Source organism: Flavobacterium solisilvae, from assembly GCF_012911605.1.
Lineage (GTDB): Bacteria > Bacteroidota > Bacteroidia > Flavobacteriales > Flavobacteriaceae > Flavobacterium > Flavobacterium solisilvae.
Genome location: NZ_JAAMPT010000206.1, coordinates 83,623 through 108,645, shown reverse-complemented (window position 1 = coordinate 108,645; position 25,023 = coordinate 83,623). Strand labels below are relative to the sequence as shown.

General features: G+C 32.4%; 24 protein-coding genes. 11 read left to right on the top strand and 13 right to left on the bottom strand.

Translation table 11 applies throughout. The features are described 5' to 3' along the window. Positions 1–120: 120 nt before the first annotated feature. Both G6042_RS08200 and G6042_RS08195 read right to left on the bottom strand, forming a co-directional pair. Positions 121–594, bottom strand: a complete 474-nt coding sequence (locus tag G6042_RS08200) for a tetratricopeptide repeat protein (RefSeq protein ID WP_169523824.1) — start codon at positions 592–594, stop codon at positions 121–123. A gap of 49 nt (positions 595–643) precedes the next feature. After that, positions 644–1,045 (bottom strand): DUF1801 domain-containing protein, encoded by a 402-nt coding sequence (locus G6042_RS08195; protein WP_169523823.1) that lies wholly within the window; start codon positions 1,043–1,045, stop codon positions 644–646. Positions 1,046–1,262: 217 nt separating this feature from the next. Here G6042_RS08195 and G6042_RS08190 point away from each other — a divergent pair, with 217 nt between their 5' ends. The 11 genes from G6042_RS08190 to G6042_RS08140 all read left to right on the top strand — a co-directional run bounded on the left by G6042_RS08190 (position 1,263) and on the right by G6042_RS08140 (position 12,280). Continuing rightward, positions 1,263–1,754, top strand: a complete 492-nt coding sequence (locus G6042_RS08190; protein WP_169523822.1) for a TlpA disulfide reductase family protein — start codon at positions 1,263–1,265, stop codon at positions 1,752–1,754. A 6-nt stretch (positions 1,755–1,760) separates the two neighbouring features. Further along, the gene (locus tag G6042_RS08185) at positions 1,761–2,363 is read left to right on the top strand and encodes a thioredoxin family protein (protein ID WP_169523821.1); all 603 of its coding nucleotides are present in this window, start codon (positions 1,761–1,763) and stop codon (positions 2,361–2,363) included. A 235-nt stretch (positions 2,364–2,598) separates the two neighbouring features. Next, positions 2,599–3,168, top strand: a complete 570-nt coding sequence (locus G6042_RS08180; RefSeq protein WP_169523820.1) for a nucleotide exchange factor GrpE — start codon at positions 2,599–2,601, stop codon at positions 3,166–3,168. A gap of 65 nt (positions 3,169–3,233) precedes the next feature. Next, positions 3,234–4,358, top strand: coding sequence for a molecular chaperone DnaJ (gene dnaJ / locus G6042_RS08175; protein WP_169523819.1), 1,125 nt, complete (start codon positions 3,234–3,236; stop codon positions 4,356–4,358). A 288-nt stretch (positions 4,359–4,646) separates the two neighbouring features. Continuing rightward, entirely contained in the window at positions 4,647–5,570 is a 924-nt protein-coding gene (locus G6042_RS08170; RefSeq protein WP_169523818.1) for an ABC transporter ATP-binding protein, read from the top strand. Beyond that, a complete protein-coding gene (locus tag G6042_RS08165) occupies positions 5,570–6,874 on the top strand; it encodes an ABC transporter permease (protein WP_169523817.1) in 1,305 nt (434 codons plus the stop codon). Before G6042_RS08170 ends, G6042_RS08165 begins: the two co-directional genes overlap by 1 nt. Positions 6,875–6,878: 4 nt before the next feature. Beyond that, positions 6,879–7,316 carry a nuclear transport factor 2 family protein gene (locus G6042_RS08160; RefSeq protein WP_169523816.1) on the top strand — a complete coding sequence of 146 codons (438 nt, stop codon included), beginning with the start codon at positions 6,879–6,881 and terminating at the stop codon, positions 7,314–7,316. Positions 7,317–7,405: 89 nt separating this feature from the next. Further along, on the top strand, positions 7,406–8,515 hold the full coding sequence (locus G6042_RS08155; RefSeq protein ID WP_169523815.1) for a sensor histidine kinase: 1,110 nt from the start codon (positions 7,406–7,408) through the stop codon (positions 8,513–8,515). Next, complete coding sequence (locus G6042_RS08150) at positions 8,508–9,194, top strand: response regulator (protein ID WP_169523814.1); 687 nt, start codon at positions 8,508–8,510, stop codon at positions 9,192–9,194. Before G6042_RS08155 ends, G6042_RS08150 begins: the two co-directional genes overlap by 8 nt. 115 nt (positions 9,195–9,309) lie before the next feature. Further along, positions 9,310–11,262, top strand: a complete 1,953-nt coding sequence (locus G6042_RS08145; protein ID WP_169523813.1) for a KUP/HAK/KT family potassium transporter — start codon at positions 9,310–9,312, stop codon at positions 11,260–11,262. Next, positions 11,252–12,280 (top strand): porin, encoded by a 1,029-nt coding sequence (locus tag G6042_RS08140; protein ID WP_169523812.1) that lies wholly within the window; start codon positions 11,252–11,254, stop codon positions 12,278–12,280. The genes G6042_RS08145 and G6042_RS08140 overlap by 11 nt, the downstream gene beginning before the upstream one ends. On the opposite strand, the gene G6042_RS08135 is transcribed toward G6042_RS08140, so the two are convergent. The 11 genes from G6042_RS08135 to G6042_RS08085 all read right to left on the bottom strand — a co-directional run bounded on the left by G6042_RS08135 (position 12,277) and on the right by G6042_RS08085 (position 24,919). Beyond that, positions 12,277–13,704, bottom strand: coding sequence for an L-serine ammonia-lyase (locus G6042_RS08135; protein ID WP_169523811.1), 1,428 nt, complete (start codon positions 13,702–13,704; stop codon positions 12,277–12,279). The two genes, G6042_RS08140 and G6042_RS08135, sit on opposite strands and share 4 nt — an antisense overlap. Before the next feature lie 82 nt (positions 13,705–13,786). Continuing rightward, positions 13,787–15,058, bottom strand: coding sequence for an adenylosuccinate synthase (locus tag G6042_RS08130; RefSeq protein WP_169523810.1), 1,272 nt, complete (start codon positions 15,056–15,058; stop codon positions 13,787–13,789). Positions 15,059–15,096: 38 nt separating this feature from the next. Beyond that, complete coding sequence (locus G6042_RS08125) at positions 15,097–15,303, bottom strand: hypothetical protein (protein ID WP_169523809.1); 207 nt, start codon at positions 15,301–15,303, stop codon at positions 15,097–15,099. Positions 15,304–15,468: 165 nt separating this feature from the next. Beyond that, the gene (locus tag G6042_RS08120) at positions 15,469–15,924 is read right to left on the bottom strand and encodes a Fur family transcriptional regulator (RefSeq protein ID WP_211161661.1); all 456 of its coding nucleotides are present in this window, start codon (positions 15,922–15,924) and stop codon (positions 15,469–15,471) included. A gap of 73 nt (positions 15,925–15,997) precedes the next feature. Beyond that, positions 15,998–18,217: a RelA/SpoT family protein gene (locus tag G6042_RS08115; RefSeq protein ID WP_169523808.1), complete on the bottom strand. Its 2,220-nt coding sequence runs from the start codon at positions 18,215–18,217 to the stop codon at positions 15,998–16,000. A 98-nt stretch (positions 18,218–18,315) separates the two neighbouring features. Beyond that, a complete protein-coding gene (locus G6042_RS08110) occupies positions 18,316–19,857 on the bottom strand; it encodes a serine hydrolase (protein ID WP_169523807.1) in 1,542 nt (513 codons plus the stop codon). A 169-nt stretch (positions 19,858–20,026) separates the two neighbouring features. Then, the gene (locus G6042_RS08105) at positions 20,027–20,737 is read right to left on the bottom strand and encodes a L,D-transpeptidase family protein (protein WP_169523806.1); all 711 of its coding nucleotides are present in this window, start codon (positions 20,735–20,737) and stop codon (positions 20,027–20,029) included. A gap of 153 nt (positions 20,738–20,890) precedes the next feature. Then, entirely contained in the window at positions 20,891–21,679 is a 789-nt protein-coding gene (locus G6042_RS08100; protein ID WP_169523805.1) for a TrmH family RNA methyltransferase, read from the bottom strand. Positions 21,680–21,693: 14 nt separating this feature from the next. Continuing rightward, positions 21,694–22,890 carry a DNA-methyltransferase gene (locus G6042_RS08095; RefSeq protein ID WP_169523804.1) on the bottom strand — a complete coding sequence of 399 codons (1,197 nt, stop codon included), beginning with the start codon at positions 22,888–22,890 and terminating at the stop codon, positions 21,694–21,696. Beyond that, positions 22,880–23,515, bottom strand: coding sequence for an ApaLI family restriction endonuclease (locus tag G6042_RS08090; protein ID WP_169523803.1), 636 nt, complete (start codon positions 23,513–23,515; stop codon positions 22,880–22,882). Before G6042_RS08090 ends, G6042_RS08095 begins: the two co-directional genes overlap by 11 nt. A gap of 72 nt (positions 23,516–23,587) precedes the next feature. Beyond that, entirely contained in the window at positions 23,588–24,919 is a 1,332-nt protein-coding gene (locus G6042_RS08085) for a DUF58 domain-containing protein (RefSeq protein WP_169523802.1), read from the bottom strand. Positions 24,920–25,023 lie beyond the last annotated feature (104 nt).

The window sequence follows — 25,023 nt, the reverse complement described above, 5'->3', positions numbered from 1 at the left end:
TTTAAATTTCGGTGTGTAAAAGTTTCCATTTCTATTTTTTGTCTAGCCATTACTTCATAAAGGGCAAAAACAAATCCACTAAATGATAAAAGTGTACAGTAAAAAAAGAAAACTTATCTATCATATTATTCTTTTTTGAGTTTCAATTAATGTTTTTAATGCAAAAGGATGATTTGGTTCTAGGGATAATACAATTTTGCAATCTTCTATTACGGCTAAATTATTTTCTAATTTTAAATTTATCAAAATTCTTGAAATAAAATTGTCTGCTTTTGGTTTGTTTATTTCAATATGTTTAGAATAATCGTAAAGTTGTCCATGCAAATCATTTAGCATTCCTTTACAAATTCCTCTTCTAAAATAAGCACATTCAAAGAGAGGATTTAATTCAATGACTTTAGAATAATATATAATTGCAAGGTTGTAATCTTTTACATTTAGTCGAAGATTTTGCGCATAACCATTCAACGCTTCTGTGAATTCTGAATCTAAAGAAATTGCTTTTAAATAATAATTACTAGCTTCAGCAAAATTCTTGATTTTGTATTGGAATTCATTTGCTTTATTACAATAATCTTTTGCTTTTTCTTGCATATACTTTTACAAATATTTATATATCTTACAATTGTAAAAATATAAATTTTTACTCAATCCCAACCAACGGTTCCAACTTTCCTTTTCGTTTTACGATGTTTTTATAATCCCATTGTATTTTGGCAGATTTTTCAACCCAACGCTTTACATCATCAGTATTTACTTGGTCTAAAGATGTATAAGTTATTGAAGCATCTTTAAATTTTCCAGAGCCAATTTTCAGTTGATTTTCATCAAAATTGGCGCCACTCCAAAACATTAACCGCAAACCGTTTTTTAATTTGTCAAAGCCAACAATCGGGTTTCCGTCTATAAACCAAACCGGATGACGATGCCAAATTTTATTTTCGGTTGAAACCAAATTCGCTTCAATCGTTTCAAATAATCGATTAGCAATTTCCTGATAATTTTCATCCAAAAGCGAAATATAAGTAGCAATTTCTTCTTTCATAATTTGTAAAAATAAATTACTAAAGTAAGGATTTTTACATCAACTTTGTCATTTCGAGGAACGAGGAATCTCATCAACTTATTTTCGTCATGAGATTCTTCACTTCGCTAACGCTATGTTCAGAATGACAAAGTTTGCTTGTAACAATTGCAAAACAGTAATAAAATTTTGTTAACACCAAACAGCTTCTTGTTATAACTCAGTAACTTCGTGCATTATGACAAAAAAATCCATTCATTATTTATTCGTTTTGCTTTTCGTTGCTTTTTCGGTTCAAGCGCAGGAAAAAGTTACGGTTTATGACACGTATGATGAATTTGCCAAAAACGTTTTGATTGAAGACGAAAACGTATATGTTATCAATTTTTGGGCAACTTGGTGTGCGCCGTGTATCAAAGAGTTACCTTATTTTGAAAAACTAAACTCCGAAAATAAAAACGTAAAAGTCATTTTGGTAAGTTTGGATAGCAAAAAAGATTTAGACAAAAAACTCATTCCGTTTATCGAAAAAAGAAAACTGAAATCCAAAGTTTTGCTTTTGGCAGACAAAGATTATAACACGTGGCTTTCCAAAGTTGATACCGACTGGTCGGGCGCAATTCCGGCAACGTTACTTCTCAATGGAAAGAAAAAACAATTTGCCGAACGCGATTTTGAAAATTTTGAAGAACTCAACGAATATATAAACTCATTTATCAATCTAAAATAATAATTTATGAAAGCAATTCCAATAATTTTAATTTTCATGTCGTCCTTATTGGTAGGAAACAGTTTGTCTACGGGTTATCAACCTGGCGACACAGCAACCGATTTCAAATTAAAATCAGTTGACGGTAAATTCTACAGCATGGCTGATTATAAAGATGCCAAAGGTTTTATTTTAGTTTTTACTTGTAATACGTGTCCGTTTGCCGTAAAATATGAAGACAGAATTAACGATTTGGCAAAAAAATATAAATCAAAGGGTTATATCTTATTGGCAATCAACCCAAATGATCCAATCGCGCAACCAGACGATACTTTTGAATTCATGCAAAAGAAAGCCAAAGACAAAAAATTTGCTTTTCCATATTTAGTGGATGAAGGTCAAAAAATTTATCCACAATATGGTGCGACAAAAACGCCTCATGTGTTTCTTTTAGATAAAAATCATGTTGTAAAATATATTGGTGCAATCGATGATAATTCGGATGATGCTTCGGCAGTAAAAGAAAAATACCTAGAAAATGCCATTGCAGCTTTAGAAAATGGACAAGCACCAATGCCAGAAACAACCAAAGCCATTGGATGTTCTATCAAAGTGAAGAAAAAAGCATAACCTATTGATTTACATAAAAAAAAAGGGCTTCAAATTTTGAAGTCCTTTTTTTATTTGCATTCGAATTAATAATATATCAACTTAAAACCTTAACCTTTATATCCACAAATTTAAACAAAGCGAAATCGATTTAGTCTTAAAATTTTATTAAATTTTTAGTGCCAATTTCAATAAAAAATATGACAATTTGGCAAAAAAAGAGAAATGGCAGTACTTTTGCATACAAATCAACAATATGAAAATTAAAGATATTTTTAAAAATAAAACATCAATGAATACTGAAAATAGAGATAAAGATCCAATTGAAAATGAGACTGAAAATGTTGTAAACGAAGTTGAAACTGCCGAAGAACTTAGTGTTGAAGAGCAATTGCAGGAAGAATTAGCAAAAGAGAAAGATAAATTTCTTCGTCTTTTTGCTGAATTTGAAAACTTCAAAAAAAGAACGACAAAAGAACGTATTGATTTATTCAAAACTGCCAATCAAGAAGTTTTACAAGCCATGTTGCCAGTTTTAGACGATTTTGACAGAGCAATGACGCAAATTTCAAAAAGTGGTGATGAAACTTTGGCAAAAGGAGTTGAATTAATTCATGAAAAATTAAAATCAACATTGGTTTCCAAAGGATTGGAGCAAATTGAGGTTAAAGCTGGTGACAGTTTTGATGGTGATTTTGCTGAAGCAATTTCTCAAATTCCTGCGCCAAGCGATGATTTGAAAGGAAAAATTGTTGATGTAGTTGAAAAAGGATATAAATTGGGCGATAAAATTATTCGTTTTCCAAAAGTTGTAATCGGAAATTAATTAATTTCCAATTACAACTTTTTGAATAGAAACGTGATTTATCACGTTTAATAAAATTAATAAATATGAGCAAAAAAGATTTTTACGAAATATTAGGCATTTCCAAAAGTGCTTCGGCTGATGAAATAAAAAAGGCATATCGAAAAAAAGCGATAGAATTTCATCCTGATAAAAATCCAGGAAATCCAACTGCTGAGGAGAATTTTAAATTAGCTGCCGAAGCTTATGAAGTATTAAGCGATCCAAATAAAAAAGCAAAATACGATCAATATGGTCATCAAGCATTTGATGGCGCTGGTGGTTTTGGTGGTCATGGACACATGAACATGGATGATATTTTCAGTCAGTTTGGAGATATTTTTGGCGGTGCATTTGGAGGAAGTGGTTTTGGTGGCTTTGGCGGAAATTCGAGTGGACAACGCCGTGTTAAAGGAAGCAATCTTCGTATCAAAGTAAAATTGACTTTGGAAGAAATTGCCAATGGTGTTGAGAAAAAAGTAAAAGTTAAAAGAAAAATTCAAGCGCCAGGCGTAAAATATAAAACCTGTTCAACTTGTAATGGTCAAGGTCAAGTTTTAAAAGTGACCAATACTATTTTAGGTAGAATGCAAACAGCTACAACGTGCCATGTTTGTGGCGGTTCTGGACAAACGATTGAAAGTAAACCTAATAATGCCGATGCTTACGGAATGATTTTAGAAGACGAAACCGTTTCTATCAAAATTCCAGCAGGTGTTGTTGACGGAATGCAATTAAAAGTTTCAGGCAAAGGAAATGATGCACCAGGAAACGGAATTGCAGGCGATTTAATTGTGGCTATTGAAGAGCAAGAACATGAGTATTTAAAACGTGAAGGCGAAAATTTACACTACGATTTATACATCAGTTTTGCTGAAGCCGCACTTGGAGTTTCAAAAGATATTGAAGCTGTAAACGGAAAAGTGAGAATTAAATTAGAAGAAGGAATTCAGTCGGGTAAAATTTTAAGACTAAAAGGCAAGGGAATTCCTAGTTTAAACAGTTATGGCAATGGTGATTTACTAGTTCATATAAACGTTTGGACACCAAAGACTTTGAATAAAGAACAGCGTCAATTCTTTGAAAAAGCAATGACTGACGAGAACTTTGTTCCGCATCCTGAAAAAAGTGATAAATCTTTTTTTGAAAAAGTGAAAGATATGTTTTCATAATTAAAAAAATAATTTTATATTTGAATGTGTTACTTGGAAACAAGTAATTTCTTTTTCATAGCAATTTTTCCCATCCTGTAATTCATTTTATTGGGTGGGTTTTTTTTTGAAATGCAATTTTTCAATTACTTTTACCGAATGCAATAGCAAAAAACAACTTCAAAAGTCAATAGCAAAAAGCAATAGCAAAAATCAACTTCAAAAAACAATTTGAATTTGTAATTGAAATTGATTTTTGAAGTTGAAATTGATTTTTGAAGTTGAAATTGATTTTTGAAACAAAAAAATATGAGTAATATACTTGAAGTAAAAAATGTAGTCAAACAATATGGCGATTATACTGCGCTTAACGAAGTTTCTTTAACCGTTCCAAAAGGTAGTATTTATGGACTTCTTGGTCCAAATGGTGCCGGAAAAACATCTTTAATTAGAATAATTAACCAAATAACAATGCCAGATAGTGGCGAAATTATTCTCGATGGAGAAAAATTAAACCCAAATCATGTTAGTACAATTGGTTATATGCCAGAAGAACGCGGTTTGTATAAAACGATGAAAGTAGGCGAGCAATGTTTGTATTTGGCTCAGTTAAAAGGACTTTCAAAAGCCGAAGCCAAACGCGAATTAGACTATTGGTTCGACCGATTGGAAATTCAAGGTTGGTGGAACAAAAAAATGCAGGAATTGTCAAAAGGAATGGCGCAAAAAGTTCAGTTTGTGGTAACCGTTTTGCATAAACCTAAATTATTGATACTTGACGAACCATTTTCTGGTTTTGATCCAGTAAATGCTAATTTGATTAAAGACGAAATCATCGAGTTGAATAGAAAAGGAACTTCGGTTATTTTTTCAACCCATCGAATGGAAAGCGTGGAAGAAATGTGTGATCATATTGCTTTAATTCATAAATCGAATAAACTTATCGAAGGAAAACTTTCGGATGTAAAGAAACAATTCAGAACTAATGAGTATGAAGTTGGAATTTTGACCGATAATGTTGAAGGATTGATGTATGATTTGTCGCAAAAATTCACGCTTTCACAAACCGATTTCAAATCACTGCACGACGAATTGAAATTACAAATCAACATTGGAACATCAACACCAAACGAACTTTTAAACCTGTTAATTCAACGCGGACAAGTAACTCATTTTATGGAGAAAATCCCGAGTGTGAACGATATTTTTATTAAAACTGTAAGCGATAAATAATGAGCAAATTAAGTCTAATCATCAAAAGAGAATTTGTTGCCAAAGTTCGTAACAAATCATTCATCGTCATGACTTTTTTAAGTCCATTATTGTTTGTTGGAATTGCTGTTTTTGTTGGCTATTTAAGTACGATGAAAGCCGATTTAAAAACGATTGCAGTTCATGACCAATCGGGTAAATTTTTCAGTGAATTTAAAAGCGATGAAGAATATAAATACGTCGATTTTTCTACCATAAATCTTCAAGTTTTAAAAGATAGTATCGTTTCTGAAGCTTATGAAGGACTTTTAGTTATTCCAAATGTTTCCTCTAATGATTCGCTTCAAAAATCAATTCAGTATATTTCAAATGATAGTCCAAGTGTGATGTTTATTAGTGATATCGAAGAGGTTATCAATCATAAATTAACACAAGAAAATTTCCAAAAAGCAGGTTTAGATACTTTAGCAATCAAAAAAGCAAAATCCGATGTATCCATTCATTTGACTAAAGCAACTGGAGAAGAAGCACTCAAAGGATTGAACGAAATCAAGATTGGAATTGGCGGAGCATTTGGTTATTTGATTATGATGTTTATTGTTATTTATGGTAACATGGTCATGCGAAGCGTTATTGAAGAAAAAGTTTCGAGAATTATTGAAGTTATTATTTCATCGGTAAAACCATTTCAATTGATGATGGGAAAAATTATAGGAACTTCATTAGCAGGAATTTTACAGTTTTTAATTTGGGCGTTTCTTGGACTAGTAGCGATGTTTGTTCTTTCCACATTTTTCAATGTACAAATGGGCGCAACTTCAGGAATGGAAGATCAAGCAATACAAATGGCTAAGCAAGAAATGGGTGGAACAATGCAACTCTATATTAAGGAATTGTGGAATTTACCAATTGCTACAATTCTAATTTCGTTTATTTTCTACTTCATCGGAGGTTATTTCTTGTACAGTTCATTCTATGCATCCATTGGCGCAGCAGTTGATAACGAAACCGATTCGCAACAATTTTTATTGCCAATCATTATGCCTTTAATTTTAGGAGTTTATATTGGATTTTTTACCGTAATCAATGATCCACACGGAACCGTTGCTACTGTTTTCTCTATGATACCATTAACATCACCAATCGTAATGATGATGCGAATTCCGTTTGGAGTTCCGCTTTGGCAAATAGCACTTTCACTGATTATATTATTTGCAACCTTCTTTTTAGTAGTTTGGTTTGCGTCCAAAATTTACCGTGTTGGAATTTTGATGTATGGCAAAAAACCAACATGGAAAGAATTGTACAGATGGTTAAAATACTAAAAACATGAAACGATATTTCCTGATTTTGATTTTATTACTTGGTTTTGTTTCCAATGCACAAAAGGAAGCAGTTCAAAAAACAATTGAAACTTTTTTTGAAGGATTTCATGCAAAAGATACCATCAAAATCAAGTCAGTTTGTAGCGATAAATTAAAATTACAATCACTATCAGAAGGTATAAAAGGAAATAAAATATCCGAAGAAATGCCCAAAGAATTCTATCATTCAATGGCAACCATTCCTTCGGATATAAAATTTGAAGAACGAATTTTGAGTTATTCTATCCAAATTGATGGAACAATGGCACATGTTTGGACACCTTATGAATTCTACATCAATGGAAAGCTAAGCCATAAAGGTGTAAATGCTTTTACTCTTTTCAAAGAAAATGAAGCTTTGGGCTGGAAAATCATTCATTTGGTTGATACAAGAAGGAAATAATAAATCTTTATAAAATCTTTATATTTTCTATTCTTTAAAATATATTTTACTTACAACTATCGCCGTAACTTTGTCAAAAATTAATAACAGTGGACAAGTTATTCTTTAAAAGTGCTAAAAATCAATATGCTGTAAGTTTTTCATCAGTAGCATTAGTAACAATTTTGTGTTTGTTGGTTAGAGATATTATCGATTATAGAATAGTTGGTTATCTTCTTTTAGTAGTCGTTTCGTTATTAGCTATTTTTCTTGAAATTAAACCAGTTTTATTAGGTGCAGTTTTAAGTGCGTTGGCTTTAAACTTTGTGTTTATCAAACCCTATTTTACACTTCATATTGATAAACCTGAAGATATTTTATTGCTTTTTATGTATTTCATTATTGCATTGATAAATGCGGTTTTGACGAATAATTTCAAGCGAATGCAACGCGCAATCCATATCAAAGAAACGCGAGCAAGCACATTAAAATTATACAATACATTGCTCGATTCGTTATCGCATGAATTGCGAACACCAATTGCTGCAATTGTTGGTTCCATTGATACATTACAACAAAAAAATGTAAATCTTACTCAAGAAACCCAACAAAAATTACATAGCGAAATTGAAAAAGCTTCAATGAAACTCAATTATCAGGTCGAAAATCTGTTGAATATGTCACGTTTAGAATCGGGATATATTCAGCCAAAATTGGATTGGTGCGATGTAAAAGAGATTGTGTATAATGTTTGCAATCGTCTTTCGGAAGAAACTAAAAATCATAAAATAGTAATCAATATCGATGAAAATTTGCCTCTTTTTAAATTGGATTACGGTTTAATGGAGCAAATAATTTATAATCTTGTTTACAATTCGTCGCAGCATACGCCAAAAGGAGCAACGGTTTCGATACAAGTTAAGTATGAAGTTGATGCCGATTATGACCTTCATATTGATTTAATTAAAAAATGTGTCATCACGATTTCTGATGATGGATATGGTTTTCCACCAGAAGAAATAGACAAAGCTTTTGATAAATTTTATCGATTTAAAACTTCAAAAACAGGCGGAACAGGACTTGGTTTGTCAATTGTTAAAGGTTTTACAGAAGCTCAAAACGGAACGATTACTTTGCAAAATGCCGAAGATGGCGGAGCAATTTTCGAATTGACTTTTGTTGTAGATTGTTTACCTGTAAATTCGTTGCCCAATGAATAACGGTTTTTCCATATTAGTTATTGATGATGAAGCGCAAATTAGAAAGTTGCTCGAAATTGCTTTGGAAGCTAATGAATACCGAGTGCTTTTTGCAACCAACGGAAAAGAAGGAATAACCATGGCAGCAAGTCATCAACCCGATTTGATTTTGCTAGATTTAGGTTTGCCCGATGAAGATGGACAATCTATTTTGAAAAAACTCCGCGAATGGTTCATTAATCCTATCATTATTTTATCGGTTAAAAGTACCGAAGAAGAAATAGTGAAAGCACTTGATAATGGTGCAAATGATTACATGACAAAACCATTTCGAACCCAAGAACTTTTGGCGCGAATTAGAACTGCTTTGCGAAGCAAAACTAGTAGCAGCAATGAAACTATACAAGTTTTTGGCAGTTGTAGTATCGATTTTGCTTCAAGAATTGTGAAAAATAGAGAAGAAATTGTAAAACTTACCGCTACTGAATATAACTTATTAGCTTTATTAATAAAAAACGACGGAAGAGTTTTAACACATCAATACATTCTAAAAGAAATTTGGGGACAAAGTTATTCGGAGCAAACACAATATTTGCGTGTTTTTGTGGCGCAACTCAGAAAAAAAATCGAAGAAGATGCCAATCATCCAAAATTCATCATCACCGAATCAGGCGTTGGTTATCGTTTCAATTCTAGTTAAAATCAATTAAATTTTAAGAGTTTAAAATTAAAAATTGCATGTGAAAACATAGCGATACAGGTTTTTTTTGTCCTAATCTAATCGTATTCATTCTAAAATTCAAATAAATAAAAATATGAATTCATCTACAAAACAAAAAGTTACAGCAGCTTCGTTATTGGTTGCTTTAGGTATCATTTATGGCGATATTGGAACCAGTCCGTTATATGTAATGAAAGCCATTATTGGCGATAGACCAATTACAGAAATGTTAGTTTATGGTGGAATTTCCTGTGTTTTTTGGACATTGACTTTTCAAACTACGTTTAAATATATTTTGCTGACACTTTCAGCCGATAATCATGGCGAAGGTGGTGTTTTTTCGCTTTATGCTTTGGTAAAACGCTTTGGAAAAGGCAAATTAGTTATTCCAACAATTCTTGGCGCAACTTGTCTTTTAGCCGACGGAATTATCACGCCACCAATTTCGGTAGCTTCGGCTGTTGAAGGATTGGAAACGGTTGTTCCTCATTTACCAACTATTCCTATTGTAATTGCAATTTTATCAGGATTATTTATTTTTCAACGTTTTGGAACTCAAAAAGTAGGAACTATTTTTGGTCCGGCAATGGTTGTTTGGTTTACAATGTTGTTGGTTCTTGGATTGTCACAAATCATCCATCATCCTGATATTTTCAAAGCACTAAATCCGGTTTATGCTTATCGATTATTGGTGGAATATCCTAATGGATTTTGGCTTCTTGGAGCAATTTTCCTTTGTACAACTGGAGCTGAAGCTTTGTATTCTGATTTAGGTCATTGTGGAAAAGAAAATATTCGCATCACTTGGATGTTTGTAAAATTGGCTTTATTGATAAATTATCTTGGTCAAGGTGCTTGGTTAATGCACCAAGGCAACGAGTTTTTAAATGGTCAAAATCCGTTTTATGAAATTATGCCACAGTGGTTTTTACTCATCGGAATTGGAATAGCAACATTAGCAGCCATAATTGCTTCACAAGCTTTGATTAGTGGTTCATTTACATTAATCAATGAAGCAATTTCACTAAACTTTTGGCCAAGAGTTGCTTTGAAACATCCAACCAATTTAAAAGGGCAGATCTACATTCCATCAGTAAATACAATCCTTTGGATAGGTTGCGTTTTAATGATTTTGTACTTCAAAAATTCCGCTCACATGGAAGCAGCTTATGGTTTCTCGATTACTGTTGCTATGTTGATGACTACATTTTTATTATCATATTATTTAGTGTTTATCAAAAAAATTAAATTGTCTTGGGTTGTTTTGATGCTATTGCTTTTTTCAATTATTGAAGTATCGTTTTTTATTGCCAATGTGGTAAAAATTAAAGAACGTTGGATGTTTTTGTTCTTCGAATTATTCATTTTTATGGTGATGTATGTTTGGTATTATTCCCGAAAAATTAATAATCGATTTTTAAAATTTACCAATTTGGTTGAGCAAACTCCGTTGTTGAAAGAATTAAGCGAAGATGATGTAATTCCAAAATATGCCACACATTTAATTTATTTGTCAAAAGCCGATAAAACCTATGAAATTGAAGAAAAAATAATCAATTCTATTTTTTCGAAAAAGCCTAAAAGAGCTGATGTTTATTGGTTTTTGCATATCAATAGAACCAACGAACCTTTTACTTTAAACTATGAAATCATAGAATTGTTGGACGACAAAGTGATTAAAGTGATACTTAATGTTGGTTTTAGAGTACAACCAAAAGTCGAGTTGTATTTCAAAAAAATTGTTCAGGATTTAGTGAGTAGAAAACAACTAAACTTGCATATTCGACCTGATGGTTCAACAAAATACAACACTGAGCCCGATTTTAAATTTGTAATCATAGAAAAATTTATTTCGGTTGAAAACGAATTTACGTTCAAAGAAGGTTGGTTGTTAACCTCTTATTTTTGGCTGAAAAAATTATCAATTTCTGATGAAAAAGCTTTTGGATTAGATAAAAGTGATGTTCAAATAGAAGAATATCCAATGGTTTATTCGCCTGTAACCAATATTCCTTTGAAACATAAATGTTATACTAATGAAGAATAGTTTTTCATTTTTTCTACTGATTTCGACATTCGTTTCAGCACAAGATGAAGTTCCAAAAGTTTCGTTTTCGGGTTATGTTGATATGTATTATTCGTATGATTTTAATCAACCAAAACCGGAACAAAAGTTGCCTTTTATGTATAATTACAATCGGCAAAATGAGTTTAATTTAAACATAGGATTGTTACGAGCAAAGGTTGAATATAGTAATATTTATGGCGTTTTATCTTTACAATCGGGAACGTATGTTGAAGATAATTATGCTAATGAAAAGATAAAATATATAAACGAAGCTTATGTTGGTTTGTTTTTAGATAAACAAATGAAGCATTCAATTGAAGTAGGAATTTTGCCTAGCTATATTGGATTTGAAACGGCAACTTCTAATTCTAATTTAACTTTAACCCGTTCGTTATTAGCTGAAAATTCACCTTATTTTATGACTAGAATAAAATACAACTACAAACCATCTGATAAATGGAGTTTTTCAGGATTTGTAACCAATGGTTGGCAACGAATTAATAAACCACAAAAGGATATTCCGCCAGCTTTTGGAACACAAATAAGTTACAAACCAAGCTCTAATTCGGTTATCAATTGGAGTACATTTATTGGGAAAGAGTTCAACGGAATGGATTATTCTATGCGATATTTTAATAATTTGTATTGGGATAAAACGTGGAATTCCAGATGGCGAACGATTGCAGGATTTGATTATGTTTATCAAAATAAAACTTGGTTTAGTCCTGTTTTTATAGCACAATATTCTATTTATCCAAAATGGCAAACGGCTTTTAGAACGGAATATTATCAGGATAAAGAAAACGTAATTATAGCCACCAATGATAAATTTAAAACGCTTGGTTTTTCTATAAACTTAGATTATCTGCCCAATTCAAAAGTAAAATTTAGAACCGAAGCACGCTATTTTAAAAGTGAAAATGATGTTTTTGAGAAAAATTCAGATTTAGTAAATTCAAATTTATTTTTAACGACTAACTTAAGTTTTGAATTTTAGCAATCTGCCATATTCACAGCAACAGCCAATCCACCTTCCGAAGTTTCTTTGTATTTAGAATTCATGTCTTTGGCAGTTTCCCACATCGTATTGATGACTTTATCCAAAGGAACTTTGGCATTTTTGGCATCAGTTTCCATAGCTAATTCAGCAGCGTTTATAGCTTTAATTGCACCCATTGTATTTCTTTCAATACACGGAATTTGAACCAATCCACCAATCGGATCACAAGTTAAACCCAAATGATGTTCCATAGCGATTTCAGCTGCCATTAGAACTTGGTCTGGTGTTCCGCCCATAACTTCACACAAAGCGCCAGCTGCCATTGCAGAGGAAACGCCAATTTCAGCTTGACATCCACCCATTGCTGCTGAAATAGTTGAACCTTTTTTGAAAATACTTCCAATTTCTCCAGCAACCATCAGGAATTGTTTGATTTGTTTTTCGTCTGCTTGATGATTTTCAATAACCATATAATACATTAAAACCGCCGGAATAACGCCTGAACTACCATTAGTTGGTGCTGTAACAACTCGACCTAAAGCCGCATTAACTTCATTAACAGCTAAGGCAAAACATGAAACCCATTTTAAAATTTGACGAAATTTTACTTCGGTTTTTCTAATGGTTTCTAACCATTCTTGTGGTGAATTATAATTGGATAAACCTATTAAGTTTTGGTGCATGTCAAAAGCTCTTCGGCGAACGTTTAATCCACCAGGAAGAATGCCTTCACTATGACAACCAATGTACATACATTCGAGCATTGTGTTCCAAACTCGCATCAATTCGCTATGAACTTCAGCTTCTGGACGCATCGAAATTTCATTGGCATATACAATTTCAGAAATCGATTTATTTTCCTTGATAGTATATTGCAATAACTCTTCCGCATTTTGAATAGGAAAAGGAAAAGCACATTTTATTTGATGTTTTTTCTTGGCATTTTCGCGTTCTTCTTTTACGACAAATCCGCCACCAATAGAGTAGAAGGTTGATGTGTATTGGCTTTCATCATTTAAAAAAGCAGTAAACGACAATCCATTAGCATGAAACGGAAGAAAGTTTTTGTTGAAAATAATATCTTGCAAAAAGTAAAACGGAATTACTTTTTCGTTACCTAAATTGATTTCGTTTTTATCTTCAATTTCTTTAATTATTGAAGCGATATTTTCTACTGGAATATATTCAGGATCTTGACCAGATAAACCTAACATGACCGCCAAATCCGTAGCATGACCTTTTCCTGTTAAAGATAAAGAACCATATAAATCTACTTTAATTTGAGTTATATTTTGCAATAGGTTTTCTGCTCTCAATTCTACTAAAAATCGTTCAGCAGCACGCCAAGGTCCAAGCGTATGTGAACTTGATGGACCAACACCAATTTTAAGCATATCAAAGACTGAAATACATTCTTCCATTTACGATAACGATTTAGTTGAGCAAAGATATTGAAATTAACCTTCGGTTGCGATGTTAAAATTTCAATTACTGAAGTTTATTTTATCGTGTAATGGTTTGCTTTCTATCTGGTCCAACGGAAACTATTTTTATAGGAACTTCAACAGCATTTTCTATAAATTCGATGTATGCTTTTAGTTCTTTTGGTAAACTATCAAATGTTGTTAAACCAGTTAAATCAGCTTTCCATCCTTTGAATTCAGTGTAAATAGGAGTTACGTTTTCTTCTTCGATGTTATAAGGCAAATGATTGATAATTTCGCCTTTGTAATTGTATGCTGTACATACTTTTAAGGTTTCAAAACCTGATAATACATCGGCTTTCATCATCATTAATTGGGTTACACCATTAACTTGAATAGCATATTTCAATGCGACTAAATCTAGCCAACCACAACGACGTTTTCTTCCAGTTACAGAACCAAATTCGTTACCAACTTTTGCCATTACATCGCCATCATTTCCAAAATCTTCGGTAGGAAATGGTCCAGAACCAACACGAGTTGTATAGGCTTTGAAAATTCCATAAACTTCTTTGATTTTATTTGGTGCAATTCCTAAACCAGTACAAGCTCCAGCAGCAGTAGTGTTTGAAGAGGTTACAAATGGATACGTTCCAAAGTCAACATCTAACAACGAACCTTGCGCACCTTCGCAAAGAATTGATTTTCCAGATTTTTGAGCTTGTGCCAAATATTCTTCGCTATCGATAAAATCTAATTTCTTTAAATCTTCAATGGCTTCAAAGAATTCTTTTTCAAGCTCAGGTAAGTTATATTGAATGGCAACATCGTAGAATTTTATCATTTCTTCGTGTTTGTTTGCCAAATTTCTGTAGCGTTCTTCAAAATCAGCTAGTTCAATATCGCCAACACGAATTCCGTTTCTTCCGGTTTTGTCCATATAAGTTGGTCCAATTCCTTTTAAAGTAGAACCAATTTTTGCTTTTCCTTTTGATGCTTCACTTGCTGCATCTAGTAAACGATGCGTTGGTAAAATTAAGTGTGCTTTTCTTGAAATGATTAGTTTTGATTTTAAATCAAGATTGAATTTTGCTAATCCGTCAATTTCTTGTTTGAAAACTACAGGATCAATTACGACACCGTTTCCGATGATATTGATGTTATTGCTGTGAAAAATTCCAGAAGGAATGGTTCTTAAAACGTGTTTTATTCCGTCAAATTCAAGTGTGTGTCCAGCATTTGGTCCGCCTTGAAAACGAGCAATAATGTCGTATTTTGAAGTTAGTACATCGACGATTTTTCCTTTTCCTTCGTCACCCCATTGTAATCCGAGTAGTAAATCTACAGTCATTTTATTTGTGTGTTGTGTTGTTGTTTTATTGTAATTTTTTATTTCTTTTTATTAAAATCAATCTTTAGAAAATGATTTAAAACGGCTAGCGTTAACGATGTCATGAATACTACAGCCAATGTTTTTATTAGAAATTCAGATGTAAAAGTCTCAATTCCTTCGAATAATTGAAAAACAATTTTATAAACTGTAAAAAACACAAAAACGAATATGAATGTTTTCTTGAAATAGTTGGTTTTTTGCATTGTTTTATTTTTATGGTTTGTTTTTTAGCCCCGATTGTAGTGGAAATCCTTTTTATTGTTTTGAAGAAAATTACACTTCGACAAGCTCAGTGTGACAAAAACAATAAAAAGATTGCAACGAAAAGCGGGAAAATGGTTTGCTGAAAATGCCTAAACCTTTCGCTCCTAATTCTTTTTTTTGTTGGCGTAAAAATACAGTGAATGGTTGTGTATTTCTATGCCGAATAGTTCTTCGATAGTTTGTTTTATGGTTTGTATTCTTGGATCACAAAATTCAATTACTTCGCCAGTATCGGTCATAATCACGTGGTCGTGTTGCTTGTCGAAATAGGATTTTTCATAATGTGCTTGATTTTGTCCAAACTGATGTTTTCGAACTAATCCACAGTCTAACAACAACTCGATAGTGTTGTATAACGTGGCACGAGAAACGCGATAGTTCTTGTTTTTCATCTTGATGTATAGATTTTCTATGTCAAAATGTTCTTCGCTATCGTATATTTCCTGAAGTATAGCGTAACGTTCGGGTGTTTTTCGATGACTGTTGTTTTCAAGATAATGTGTAAAAACGTTTTTTACAATCTCTTGATTTTTTGTATTATCTGAAGCAATTTGTGTCATGTGACAAAGGTAATTTTTTTGTTTAAGGTTTCAAAGTATCTTTGTTGCAAAGTTTGTTTTATCAAATCTCAAATCAATTTGTGTAAACTCTTGTTACTTTATCTATTCCATCAATTTTTTTGATGTTTTCTATCAATTTTTTCAAAATGTTGTTGTTTTGAACAATCACGGCAACTTGTCCGTTGAAAATTCCCGCTTCGCCACTCAAAGAAATACTTTGAATGTTTACGTGCATTTGGTTAGAAATAACTTTGGTTAATTCGTTGGTTAAACCAAGTGTGTCCATTCCGGTAATTTTAAGTGTTGCTTTAAATTCTTGTTGTGATGAATCAATCCATTTGGCTTGCATAATTCTATAGGCATAGTTGGATTGCAGTGTGATAGCGTTTGGACAATCTTTTTTGTGTACTTTAATTCCTTCGTTGATAGTAATAAATCCAAAAACTTCGTCACCTGGAATTGGGTTACAACAAGAGGAAAGTTTGTAGTCGAGTTTGTCGTTTTCACTTCCAAAAACAAGCATATCATAGTTACTGCTTAATTCTGGACGATTTATTTCTTCTTGATTTGTACTCGGCTGTCGTTTGATTTTGGTTTTGAAGAAATTAATAAATGTATTGCTTTTTTGAGCTGCAAAGTCTTTTAATTGCTGATTTTCGATTGAACCAATTCCAACTCTGTAAAACAAATCCAAACTGGTTTTCAATTTGAAAAAGTTTACTAATTCGTTTACCACGCTTTCATTCAACGTGATTTTTAAATGTTTTAGTTTTCGGGTTAGTAATTCTTTTCCTTCTTCGGCAATTTTCTTAGTATTTTCGTTGAGAACGTTTCTAATTTTATTTTTGGCTCTCGAAGTCGTTACATAATCTAGCCAGTTAATCGTTGGTTTTTGATGAACAGAGGTAATTACTTCTATTTGGTCTCCGCTTTTTAATTCGTGATTTAGCGGAACTAATTTTCCGTTTACGCGAGTTCCGCGAGTTTTTACACCAATTTCAGAATGAATACTGAAAGCAAAATCGAGCGAAGTTGCGCCTTTTGGTAACGATTTAATTTCTCCTTTGGGTGTGAAGACAAAAATTTCTTTGGCATACAAATTCATTTTGAAGTCTTCTACAAAATCAACCGCATTGGTTTCGGAATTTTCCAAAGCTTCTTTTAACAAGTTGAGCCAAGTGTCTAAACCCGTTTCTTCGGTCGCACCGTTTTTATATTTATAATGTGCTGCATAACCTTTTTCGGCAATTTCGTCCATACGTTCGCTTCGAACTTGAATTTCAACCCATCGACCTTTTGGTCCCATAACCGTGATGTGCAATGCTTCATAACCAGTTGATTTAGGTGAAGAAATCCAATCGCGCAAACGACTTGGACTTGGACGATAATGATCGGTTACAACAGAATATATTTTCCAAGCTAGAAATTTTTCATCATGAAGGTTTGATTTATAAATAATTCGAAGTGCGAATTTGTCATAAACTTCATCAAAAGTTACGTTTTGAGCCGCCATTTTTCTTCGAATAGAATAAATGGATTTTGGTCTTCCTTTCAGTGTGTATTCAACACCTTCTTCATTGAGCGATTTTTTTAACACATCCGAAACCAATTTGATATAAGCATCTTGTTCTTCTTTGGTTTCTTTTATTTTACTGACAATTTCGTTGTAAACTTCGGGTTCGGTATATTTTAAACCTAAATCTTCCAGTTGCGTTTTGATATTGTATAAGCCTAATCGATGGGCTAACGGCGCATAAATATAAAGTGTTTCAGAAGCAATTTTTACCTGTTTATAATCAGGCATGGAATCCATGGTTTGCATGTTGTGCAAACGGTCAGCGATTTTAATCAAAATTACCCGAACATCATCATTAAGCGTCAACAACATTTTACGGAAGTTTTCGGCTTGCATCGAAATGTTCATGTCTTTTTTGACCTGAGAAATTTTGGTCAAACCTTCAACCAAATGCGCAATTTTTGGATTGAACATTCGTTCGATATCTTCAACAGTAATATCAGTATCTTCTACAACATCGTGCATCAAAGCCGCAGCAATACTCGTAGCGCCAAGTCCAATTTCGGACGCAACAATTTTCGCCACACCGATTGGATGGAAAATATAAGCTTCACCTGATTTTCTTCGTTGGTCTTTGTGAGCATCAACGGCAACATCAAATGCTTTGCGAATCAGTTTTTTATCTTCATCGGTAAGCGTTTGATAACTTATGCGGAGTAATTCTTTGTATTCTCTGGCAATCGCTTTTTTCTCTTCTTCTAAATCTATCTCAGTCATAGCACTAAATTCAATTCACTAAAAGTAAGAAAAAATATATTCAATTTGAAATCTTCCTCTATAATTTTTAACCAATAAAAATTGACTTAAAATTGATTTTAATTTTGAGTTCGGGTGAAATCTAAATCGTGAAAATCATAACTAAAATCGGTTAACGGCGATATGGCTTTCATGGTGAAATGATTTGCTTTTCCAGTTGAATCGATATCGAAGAAAATATGTGAATCGGCATGAAAACTGCGAATGTTCCATTTTACTACAAAATTTTGGTCTTTGTAGAAAAATAGTTCACCCGTTAATCGAGGCGAACGTTTAGATGTGAAATACAATTTCCCTTTCTTTTCATAAATCGAAACTTCGCCAAACCAATTGTCTTTATACATTCCGATGTATTTTTTGGTATCAATTTTCGTTTTCGCTTTTATATTTTTATCAACTTGCGCCCAAACTTCGTCCGTGATTTTATCAGCATTGTCTTCGGCTTGTTTTCTGTCTTGGGTTAAATTGGCCAAATGGTCAAACTTTTGCAAACCTAAATAACTGTCTTTTATGGTATTGGAAATTACGGTAAATGCCGCACCACTTTGCTGATTAGTCAAAACAATAATTCCTAATTTTTCGTTTGGAAACATAATGGTTTGTGTCACAATTCCGTCTAAACCGCCAGTATGCGAAACTTGTAAATGACCATTGATATCCGTCAATTGCCAACCCAAACCATAACTTCTGAAGTTCGTTGTATAAGGATGACTTTTTCGGTTAGGCAAAATAGTTTGCGACGACCAAGTTTCTAGGATTTGTTTCTCGCTGATGAGTTGTTTTCCGTCAAAATTTCCTTTGTTCATTTGGAAATTAAGCCATTGACTAATATCGTTTACCGAAGCATATAAACCTGCTGCAGCATCAAAAATTGGATTGGTATAACGCTTGATAACTTCTAGTTTTCCGTTGGTTGGAACGTGTGGCACAATTACGTTTGTCGTATCTTTTAATCGGTTCCAAGAAGCCGCGCTGTTTTTCATTCCGATAGGTTTCATAATTCGTTCTTCCACAAAATCACACCATGATTTACCCGAAACTTTTTCAATCACTTCGCCAGCAATAACATACAATAAATTGTCGTAATCATATTTGGTTCTAAATCCTGAAACTGGTTTTAGGTATTGGATGTTTTTTACAATATCTTTTGGCGTAAAATCATGTCCGTCTGGCCAAATCATCAAATCGCCAGCGCCAAGTCCAAGTCCACTTTTATGCGTCAGTAAATCTCGGATTGTAAATTCATTGGTTACATAATCGTTATACATTTTAAAATCAGGAAGGTATTTAATGACTTTATCATCCCAATTGATTTTTCCTTCATCAACCAAAATGGCTAATGCATTTGCTGTAAAAGCTTTACTATTTGAAGCAATTCCGAATAACGTATTGGCATCTACTTTTTGATTAGTATTGATGTTTGAAACGCCATATCCTTTGGCTAAAACCAGTTTCCCATCTTTGATAATTCCAACGGCAATTCCGGGAACGTTAAACGCTCTCATGGTGTTTTCTACCAAAACATCTACTTCTTTTTCGGTGATTTGTGCAATACTGCTAAAAGTTGAAAGTAGTAATGCAAGTAAAATTGAGTATTTCATTATTCTTGTTGTTATTTTTTTAATGTATGAGATTCCTACGAAATGACAAACTGTGCTTAGAAGTTGCTTTTTATTTCTAAATACTAATTCTAGTTTTCATATTCATAATTAACCGCAAACTTGTCATTCCGTAGGAATCTAAAAATTTGTGTAATGTTTTAAAATTTAATTATTCAAAGTTAGTGAGTTCCTTTGAAATGTTTTCATATAATTCATTTTCCCAAGAAATAGCTTCGATTTTTGGAAATGTTTTGTTAGTTCTAAAATCGTGTGGCGCAATGATAATCGGGAAATGCTTGTTTTTAGTTTTGGTTGCTAAAATAAAAATTTCTTCAATGTTTTTGTCGCCAACAGGAATGCAACCAATGGTTACACTTTTTCCATGTATCATAATGTCGCCACCTAAATCGGTTCGTCTATCTAGTTTTGCTTTTTCTTCATCAAATGCGTTTGGATAATTTACTTTAATCGAAAGATGATATTTGCTGTTTGGGTTCAAATATTCCATTTGATAAATACCTTCGGGAACTTGCTTGTCGCCATTTTTTAGTTTCGGACCAATTTTTCCGCTGAATGCTGTAAAAGGATACATTTTCAGTAATTTCCAGTTTTCGGTTTCATTTTTTCGAACTACAACCTCCAAAATTTGTTCTTTTTTGAAAGCAAGAATTGCCATTTCGAAATCAGTACTATCAATATTGGTTTTCTCAAAAGCATTTTTTAGCGAATTTTCAACTTTTGAATTGTATTTTTTAGCGATACTTTCTACAGATTGCTTTTCTTTTGATGAAAAAAATAAACTAATGATTTGGCTTTTCATTAGATAAAGAACCAAAAATAAAATGGCGGTAAGTAGAATGTAAATCAGTTTCAATTTCATTTTATATAATTAATTTTAGTTGTTTGAGATTCCTACGGAATGACAAATTGTGCTTTGAATTAGCTTCTTGTTTCAAAATAATATCTTTTACATCTTCAATATTAATCGCAAACTTGTCATTCCGTAGGAATCTCAAATCAAGGTTGATTTTAATTATTTAAAATCTCGTTGTCTTTTGGCTTCAAAAAGTAAAATCGCTGCTGCAACAGAAACGTTCATACTGTCGATTTCGCCTTGCATTGGAATAATGATATTTTGTGTGGCTTTTTCACGCCAAGGTTCAGTTAGTCCAGTTGCTTCTGTGCCAACGACTAAAGCTGTTGGTTTGGTGAAATTCTGAGTATGATATGGCGTTGAATTTTGCAACGTTGCGCTGTAAAAATTGATGTTATTTTGTTGTAAAAAAGCAATGGTTTCTTCAGTAGAAGCTGTTGCAATTTGAGTGGTGAACAAACAACCAACGCTGGAACGAATCATATTTGGATTATACAAATCGGTTTTTGGATTGGCGATAATCACAGCATCAACTTTTGCGGCATCACAGGTTCGAAGCATTGCGCCAATATTTCCAGGTTTTTCGATACTTTCCATCACTAAAATCAACGGATTTTCGGGAAGTTGTAAGTCAAGAAGTTGATGTGATTTGGTTTTTGCAACGGCAATAATTCCTTCGGTTGTATCGCGATAAGCGAGTTTTTGATATACTTCTTTGGAGATTTCAATGGTGTTTAAAGATTGAAAGATGGAAGGATTGAAAGATTTGTCAATGACTTCAAAACAAATTAAAATAGTCTCAATTTCATAATTTCCTTTGATTGCCAATTCAATTTCACGAATTCCTTCAATTAAAAATGTTCCCGATTGCTTTCGAGCTTTGGCTTTTTCTTGTAGTAAAACCAATGATTTTATGAAAGGATTTTGTGCTGAAGTGATTTGTTTCATAAAACAAACATTAGTTATGCATTTGTAGTTCCTTTTATAATATGTTTTGTTTGTAATTCAAGTGATTTTATAATTATCACATCAGTCTGAAAGTCAAAAAGTCTGCTAACTCCTGTTTCTTTAGTTTGAATTACAATTTTTGTATTGTAGTTTTTACCCATTGAAGCTTTCTCTAATTTTTCAATTGCACTTTCAATGGTTTCATATTCTCCTTGAATTTTGACAGGCACAGGTATTCCGTCACAATGTTCCTTTAAAAACCCATCAATTCCAGAATTACGTTGAACAGGAAAAGCATTTATATTTTGTAAAATTGCAAGTTCTTTTTCTGTTTTTTCAAAATATTCATTAGTTCCTTTATTTAGTAAATTAGATTCTGAAATAATCATTTCTTCTAATCGTGAATTTGCTAGTTCAATCGCATCTATAGAAATATCAATACCAATAAAATTTCTTTTTAATGATTTTGCAGATACACAAGTTGTTCCGCTTCCACAGAATGGATCAAGTACTAAATCTCCTTCATCTGTTGCAATATTCAGAATTTGATTTAGAAGTAGCACAGGTTTTTGAGTAGGATAACCAGTTCTTTCTTTTGCTTTAGGGTTTAAGTATGGAATTTCCCATACATCAGAAAGTGGTACACCTTTTTTTTCTTTACCTAAAATTGGATTTCCATTTCCGTCTCTTTTATACACGGATTTCCCGTTTTCGTTTCTTTCTCTATCTTGTAAAATCTGATCAAGATTTGTTGTAGCAGAATATTCCGTATAAATTGTGTTGAACTTGAAGTCTTGAGTTTTTGAGTAAAATAAAATTACTTGATGAGAATTTAAAAGCCCTTTTTTTGAGTTTGACCATCTTTTGTATGACCAAATAATTTCACTTTGGAAGTTTTCACGCCCAAAAACTTTATCTAAAACAACTCTAATATTATGAGAAGCAGTTTTATCACAATGCAAAAAAACACTACCTGAATTTTTTAAAATTCTTTTTGATTGTTCTAAGACATTTTCTATTAGTGATAAATAATCATCAATGGAGTTATACTTATCATCAAATTCATAAGTTTTAGAACTATCTTTATTTGTAAGCGAATGCTTTTTTTGAGTAAAAAATGGTGGATCAAAGTAAATTAAGTCAATTTTATTGTCTTCAATTTCTTTGAGTTTTTCAACACAATTTCCATGAATAATTTTGTTAGTTTCCATTTTCGGGTGTTCTTTCGTTAGCAATTTCTGTTAAAATAGCTTTTAAGTCAACTCCAGAATATTTTTTTAAATATTCCCAAGCTTCATCACCGCCGTAATATTCACCTTTAATTCCTGCATAAAGGGTTTTAAGGGTTTCTTGAATTTTGATTGCTTGTTCTCTTTGAGGATAATAAAACATTATTCGAATTGGTTTTAATCCGTGTTCTCGGATTACTTTAACTCTGGTGTGTTCTTTTGTGATGTGGTCGCCATCAGTTGTTGCATCTCTCCATTTAACCTCAATTGCATCTTTAGAATTTAAAAAGTCAATTTCAAATGTTTTTGGACGTTGTCCAAGAGTGTTTTCGATTTTAGTTTTTATTCCATCAGGGAATTTGTGATTTAAACATAAAGTTGCGGCTTCTTCAAGAAATGAACCTGCATATTTATATAAGAATCGACCAGTATTTTGATATGAATCGATAAGTTGTCCTTGTTCAAAAGTAATCCCTAAAACACGATAAATAAGGTAATGAGAATTATCGTCAGCTTTCATTTCTTCTGTCCTTGCCTCAATTTTTCCTTTTAAATTAGCTGAATATACTTCTGCTAAATTTTTTATACTTTGAATTAATTCTTCCATTAGTAATATGTGTATAGGTTTATTTGCAATCTACAAATTTACTTTTTTATACTTTTATGAGTAGATAAAAACTCATAAAATTCCTCTCGCTTTAATCTCTAAATATTTATTAATTGTATCCAAAGTTAAGTTTTCGGGTTGCGTTAATACCGAATGAATACCATATTTTTTGAGTTCGGTAACGATGAGTTTTTTCTCGAAAATGAATTTTTCGGCTATGACTTTATCGTAAACTTCCTGAATAGTTTCGGTTTTTTTATTGGTGATTTGATACAATTCGGTATTTTGAAAAAAGACAACTACTACTAAATGGCTTTTGGCAATTCCTTTTAAATATGGCATTTGACGATGTAATCCATCCAAAGTTTCAAAATTGGTGTAGAGAATAATTAAACTTCGTTGGTTGATGTTTTTCTTGATATCAGCATACAATCGAGAATAATCGCTTTCAAAAAAATCAGTTTTTACGTTGTACAGATTTTCTAGAATTTTTTGCATTTGCGAAGTTCGTTTTTCGGCTACGACACGATTATCCACTTTTTTTGAAAACGAAAACATTCCGGCTTTGTCTTGTTTTTTCAAAATTACATTCGACATTACCAGCGTTGCATTGATAGCGTAATCAAGCAAACTCATTCCGTTAAAAGGCATTTTCATCGTTCTGCCTTTGTCGATAACCATATAAATATTTTGCGATTTTTCGTCTTGAAATTGATTAACCATCAAGCTGTTTTTCTTAGCTGTAGCTTTCCAATTCAAGGTTCTGATGTCATCGCCAGGAACGTATTCTTTGATTTGTTCAAATTCCATAGTGTGACCAATTCGGCGAATTTTTTTCACACCATATTGGAATAAATTATTTGAAAACGCAATCAAATCGTATTTTCTCAATTGAATGTACGATGGATAGGTTGGCACCATTACATCCGAACAAAATTTATAACGTTTAGAAATCAATTTCAAAGGAGAAGAAACATATACATTCAAACTTCCAAAACGATATTCGCCACGTTGCGTTGGTCTTAAATAGTATTGAAACTCATCTTGCGAAGCGGTTTTTATTTTGCGTTTCAGTTCAAAATTTCGCTCTTGAAACTGTTCTGGAATTTCGTCAATAATTTTTACGTTAATCGGGAAAGTATAAAAGTTTTTTAGTGTTAAAACGATTGGATTTTCATCGCCATTCGACAATTTTTCGGGCATTGTTCTATCGGCATCAACTCCGTTTTTGGAACTAAAAAGAATGATAACATCCAAAACAAAAAACACCATTATTCCAAGCAAAATATACCATGTTGCGTTGTAAAGCGATGGAAACATAAACGCCAAACAAAACAAAGCTACAATGCCAATTAGCAAGTAGAAAAAGAAATTGTTGATATATAATTGTTTGAAAAATTTCATTTTTTTATTTCTGTTTTGCCCTTCGACTGTACTTCGACTTCGCTCTGTATAAACTATGGTGACAATGTGTTGGCTTTTTACTATTCACTATTTACTAATCACTA

Bases quoted from the DNA above. Each gene is read 5' to 3' on its own strand.
- G6042_RS08165 (WP_169523817.1), top strand. From the start codon at position 5,570: ATGAGCAAATTAAGTCTAATCATCAAAAGAGAATTTGTTGCCAAAGTT.
- G6042_RS08115 (WP_169523808.1), bottom strand. From the start codon at position 18,217: ATGACTGAGATAGATTTAGAAGAAGAGAAAAAAGCGATTGCCAGAGAA.
- G6042_RS08130 (WP_169523810.1), bottom strand. From the start codon at position 15,058: ATGACTGTAGATTTACTACTCGGATTACAATGGGGTGACGAAGGAAAA.
- G6042_RS08120 (WP_211161661.1), bottom strand. From the start codon at position 15,924: ATGACACAAATTGCTTCAGATAATACAAAAAATCAAGAGATTGTAAAA.
- G6042_RS08170 (WP_169523818.1), top strand. From the start codon at position 4,647: ATGAGTAATATACTTGAAGTAAAAAATGTAGTCAAACAATATGGCGAT.
- G6042_RS08105 (WP_169523806.1), bottom strand. From the start codon at position 20,737: ATGAAATTGAAACTGATTTACATTCTACTTACCGCCATTTTATTTTTG.
- G6042_RS08185 (WP_169523821.1), top strand. From the start codon at position 1,761: ATGAAAGCAATTCCAATAATTTTAATTTTCATGTCGTCCTTATTGGTA.
- G6042_RS08180 (WP_169523820.1), top strand. From the start codon at position 2,599: ATGAAAATTAAAGATATTTTTAAAAATAAAACATCAATGAATACTGAA.
- G6042_RS08200 (WP_169523824.1), bottom strand. From the start codon at position 594: ATGCAAGAAAAAGCAAAAGATTATTGTAATAAAGCAAATGAATTCCAA.
- G6042_RS08110 (WP_169523807.1), bottom strand. From the start codon at position 19,857: ATGAAATACTCAATTTTACTTGCATTACTACTTTCAACTTTTAGCAGT.
- G6042_RS08190 (WP_169523822.1), top strand. From the start codon at position 1,263: ATGACAAAAAAATCCATTCATTATTTATTCGTTTTGCTTTTCGTTGCT.
- G6042_RS08150 (WP_169523814.1), top strand. From the start codon at position 8,508: ATGAATAACGGTTTTTCCATATTAGTTATTGATGATGAAGCGCAAATT.
- G6042_RS08100 (WP_169523805.1), bottom strand. From the start codon at position 21,679: ATGAAACAAATCACTTCAGCACAAAATCCTTTCATAAAATCATTGGTT.
- G6042_RS08125 (WP_169523809.1), bottom strand. From the start codon at position 15,303: ATGCAAAAAACCAACTATTTCAAGAAAACATTCATATTCGTTTTTGTG.
- G6042_RS08090 (WP_169523803.1), bottom strand. From the start codon at position 23,515: ATGGAAGAATTAATTCAAAGTATAAAAAATTTAGCAGAAGTATATTCA.
- G6042_RS08140 (WP_169523812.1), top strand. From the start codon at position 11,252: ATGAAGAATAGTTTTTCATTTTTTCTACTGATTTCGACATTCGTTTCA.
- G6042_RS08145 (WP_169523813.1), top strand. From the start codon at position 9,310: ATGAATTCATCTACAAAACAAAAAGTTACAGCAGCTTCGTTATTGGTT.
- G6042_RS08095 (WP_169523804.1), bottom strand. From the start codon at position 22,890: ATGGAAACTAACAAAATTATTCATGGAAATTGTGTTGAAAAACTCAAA.
- G6042_RS08135 (WP_169523811.1), bottom strand. From the start codon at position 13,704: ATGGAAGAATGTATTTCAGTCTTTGATATGCTTAAAATTGGTGTTGGT.
- G6042_RS08195 (WP_169523823.1), bottom strand. From the start codon at position 1,045: ATGAAAGAAGAAATTGCTACTTATATTTCGCTTTTGGATGAAAATTAT.
- G6042_RS08085 (WP_169523802.1), bottom strand. From the start codon at position 24,919: ATGAAATTTTTCAAACAATTATATATCAACAATTTCTTTTTCTACTTG.
- dnaJ (WP_169523819.1), top strand. From the start codon at position 3,234: ATGAGCAAAAAAGATTTTTACGAAATATTAGGCATTTCCAAAAGTGCT.
- G6042_RS08160 (WP_169523816.1), top strand. From the start codon at position 6,879: ATGAAACGATATTTCCTGATTTTGATTTTATTACTTGGTTTTGTTTCC.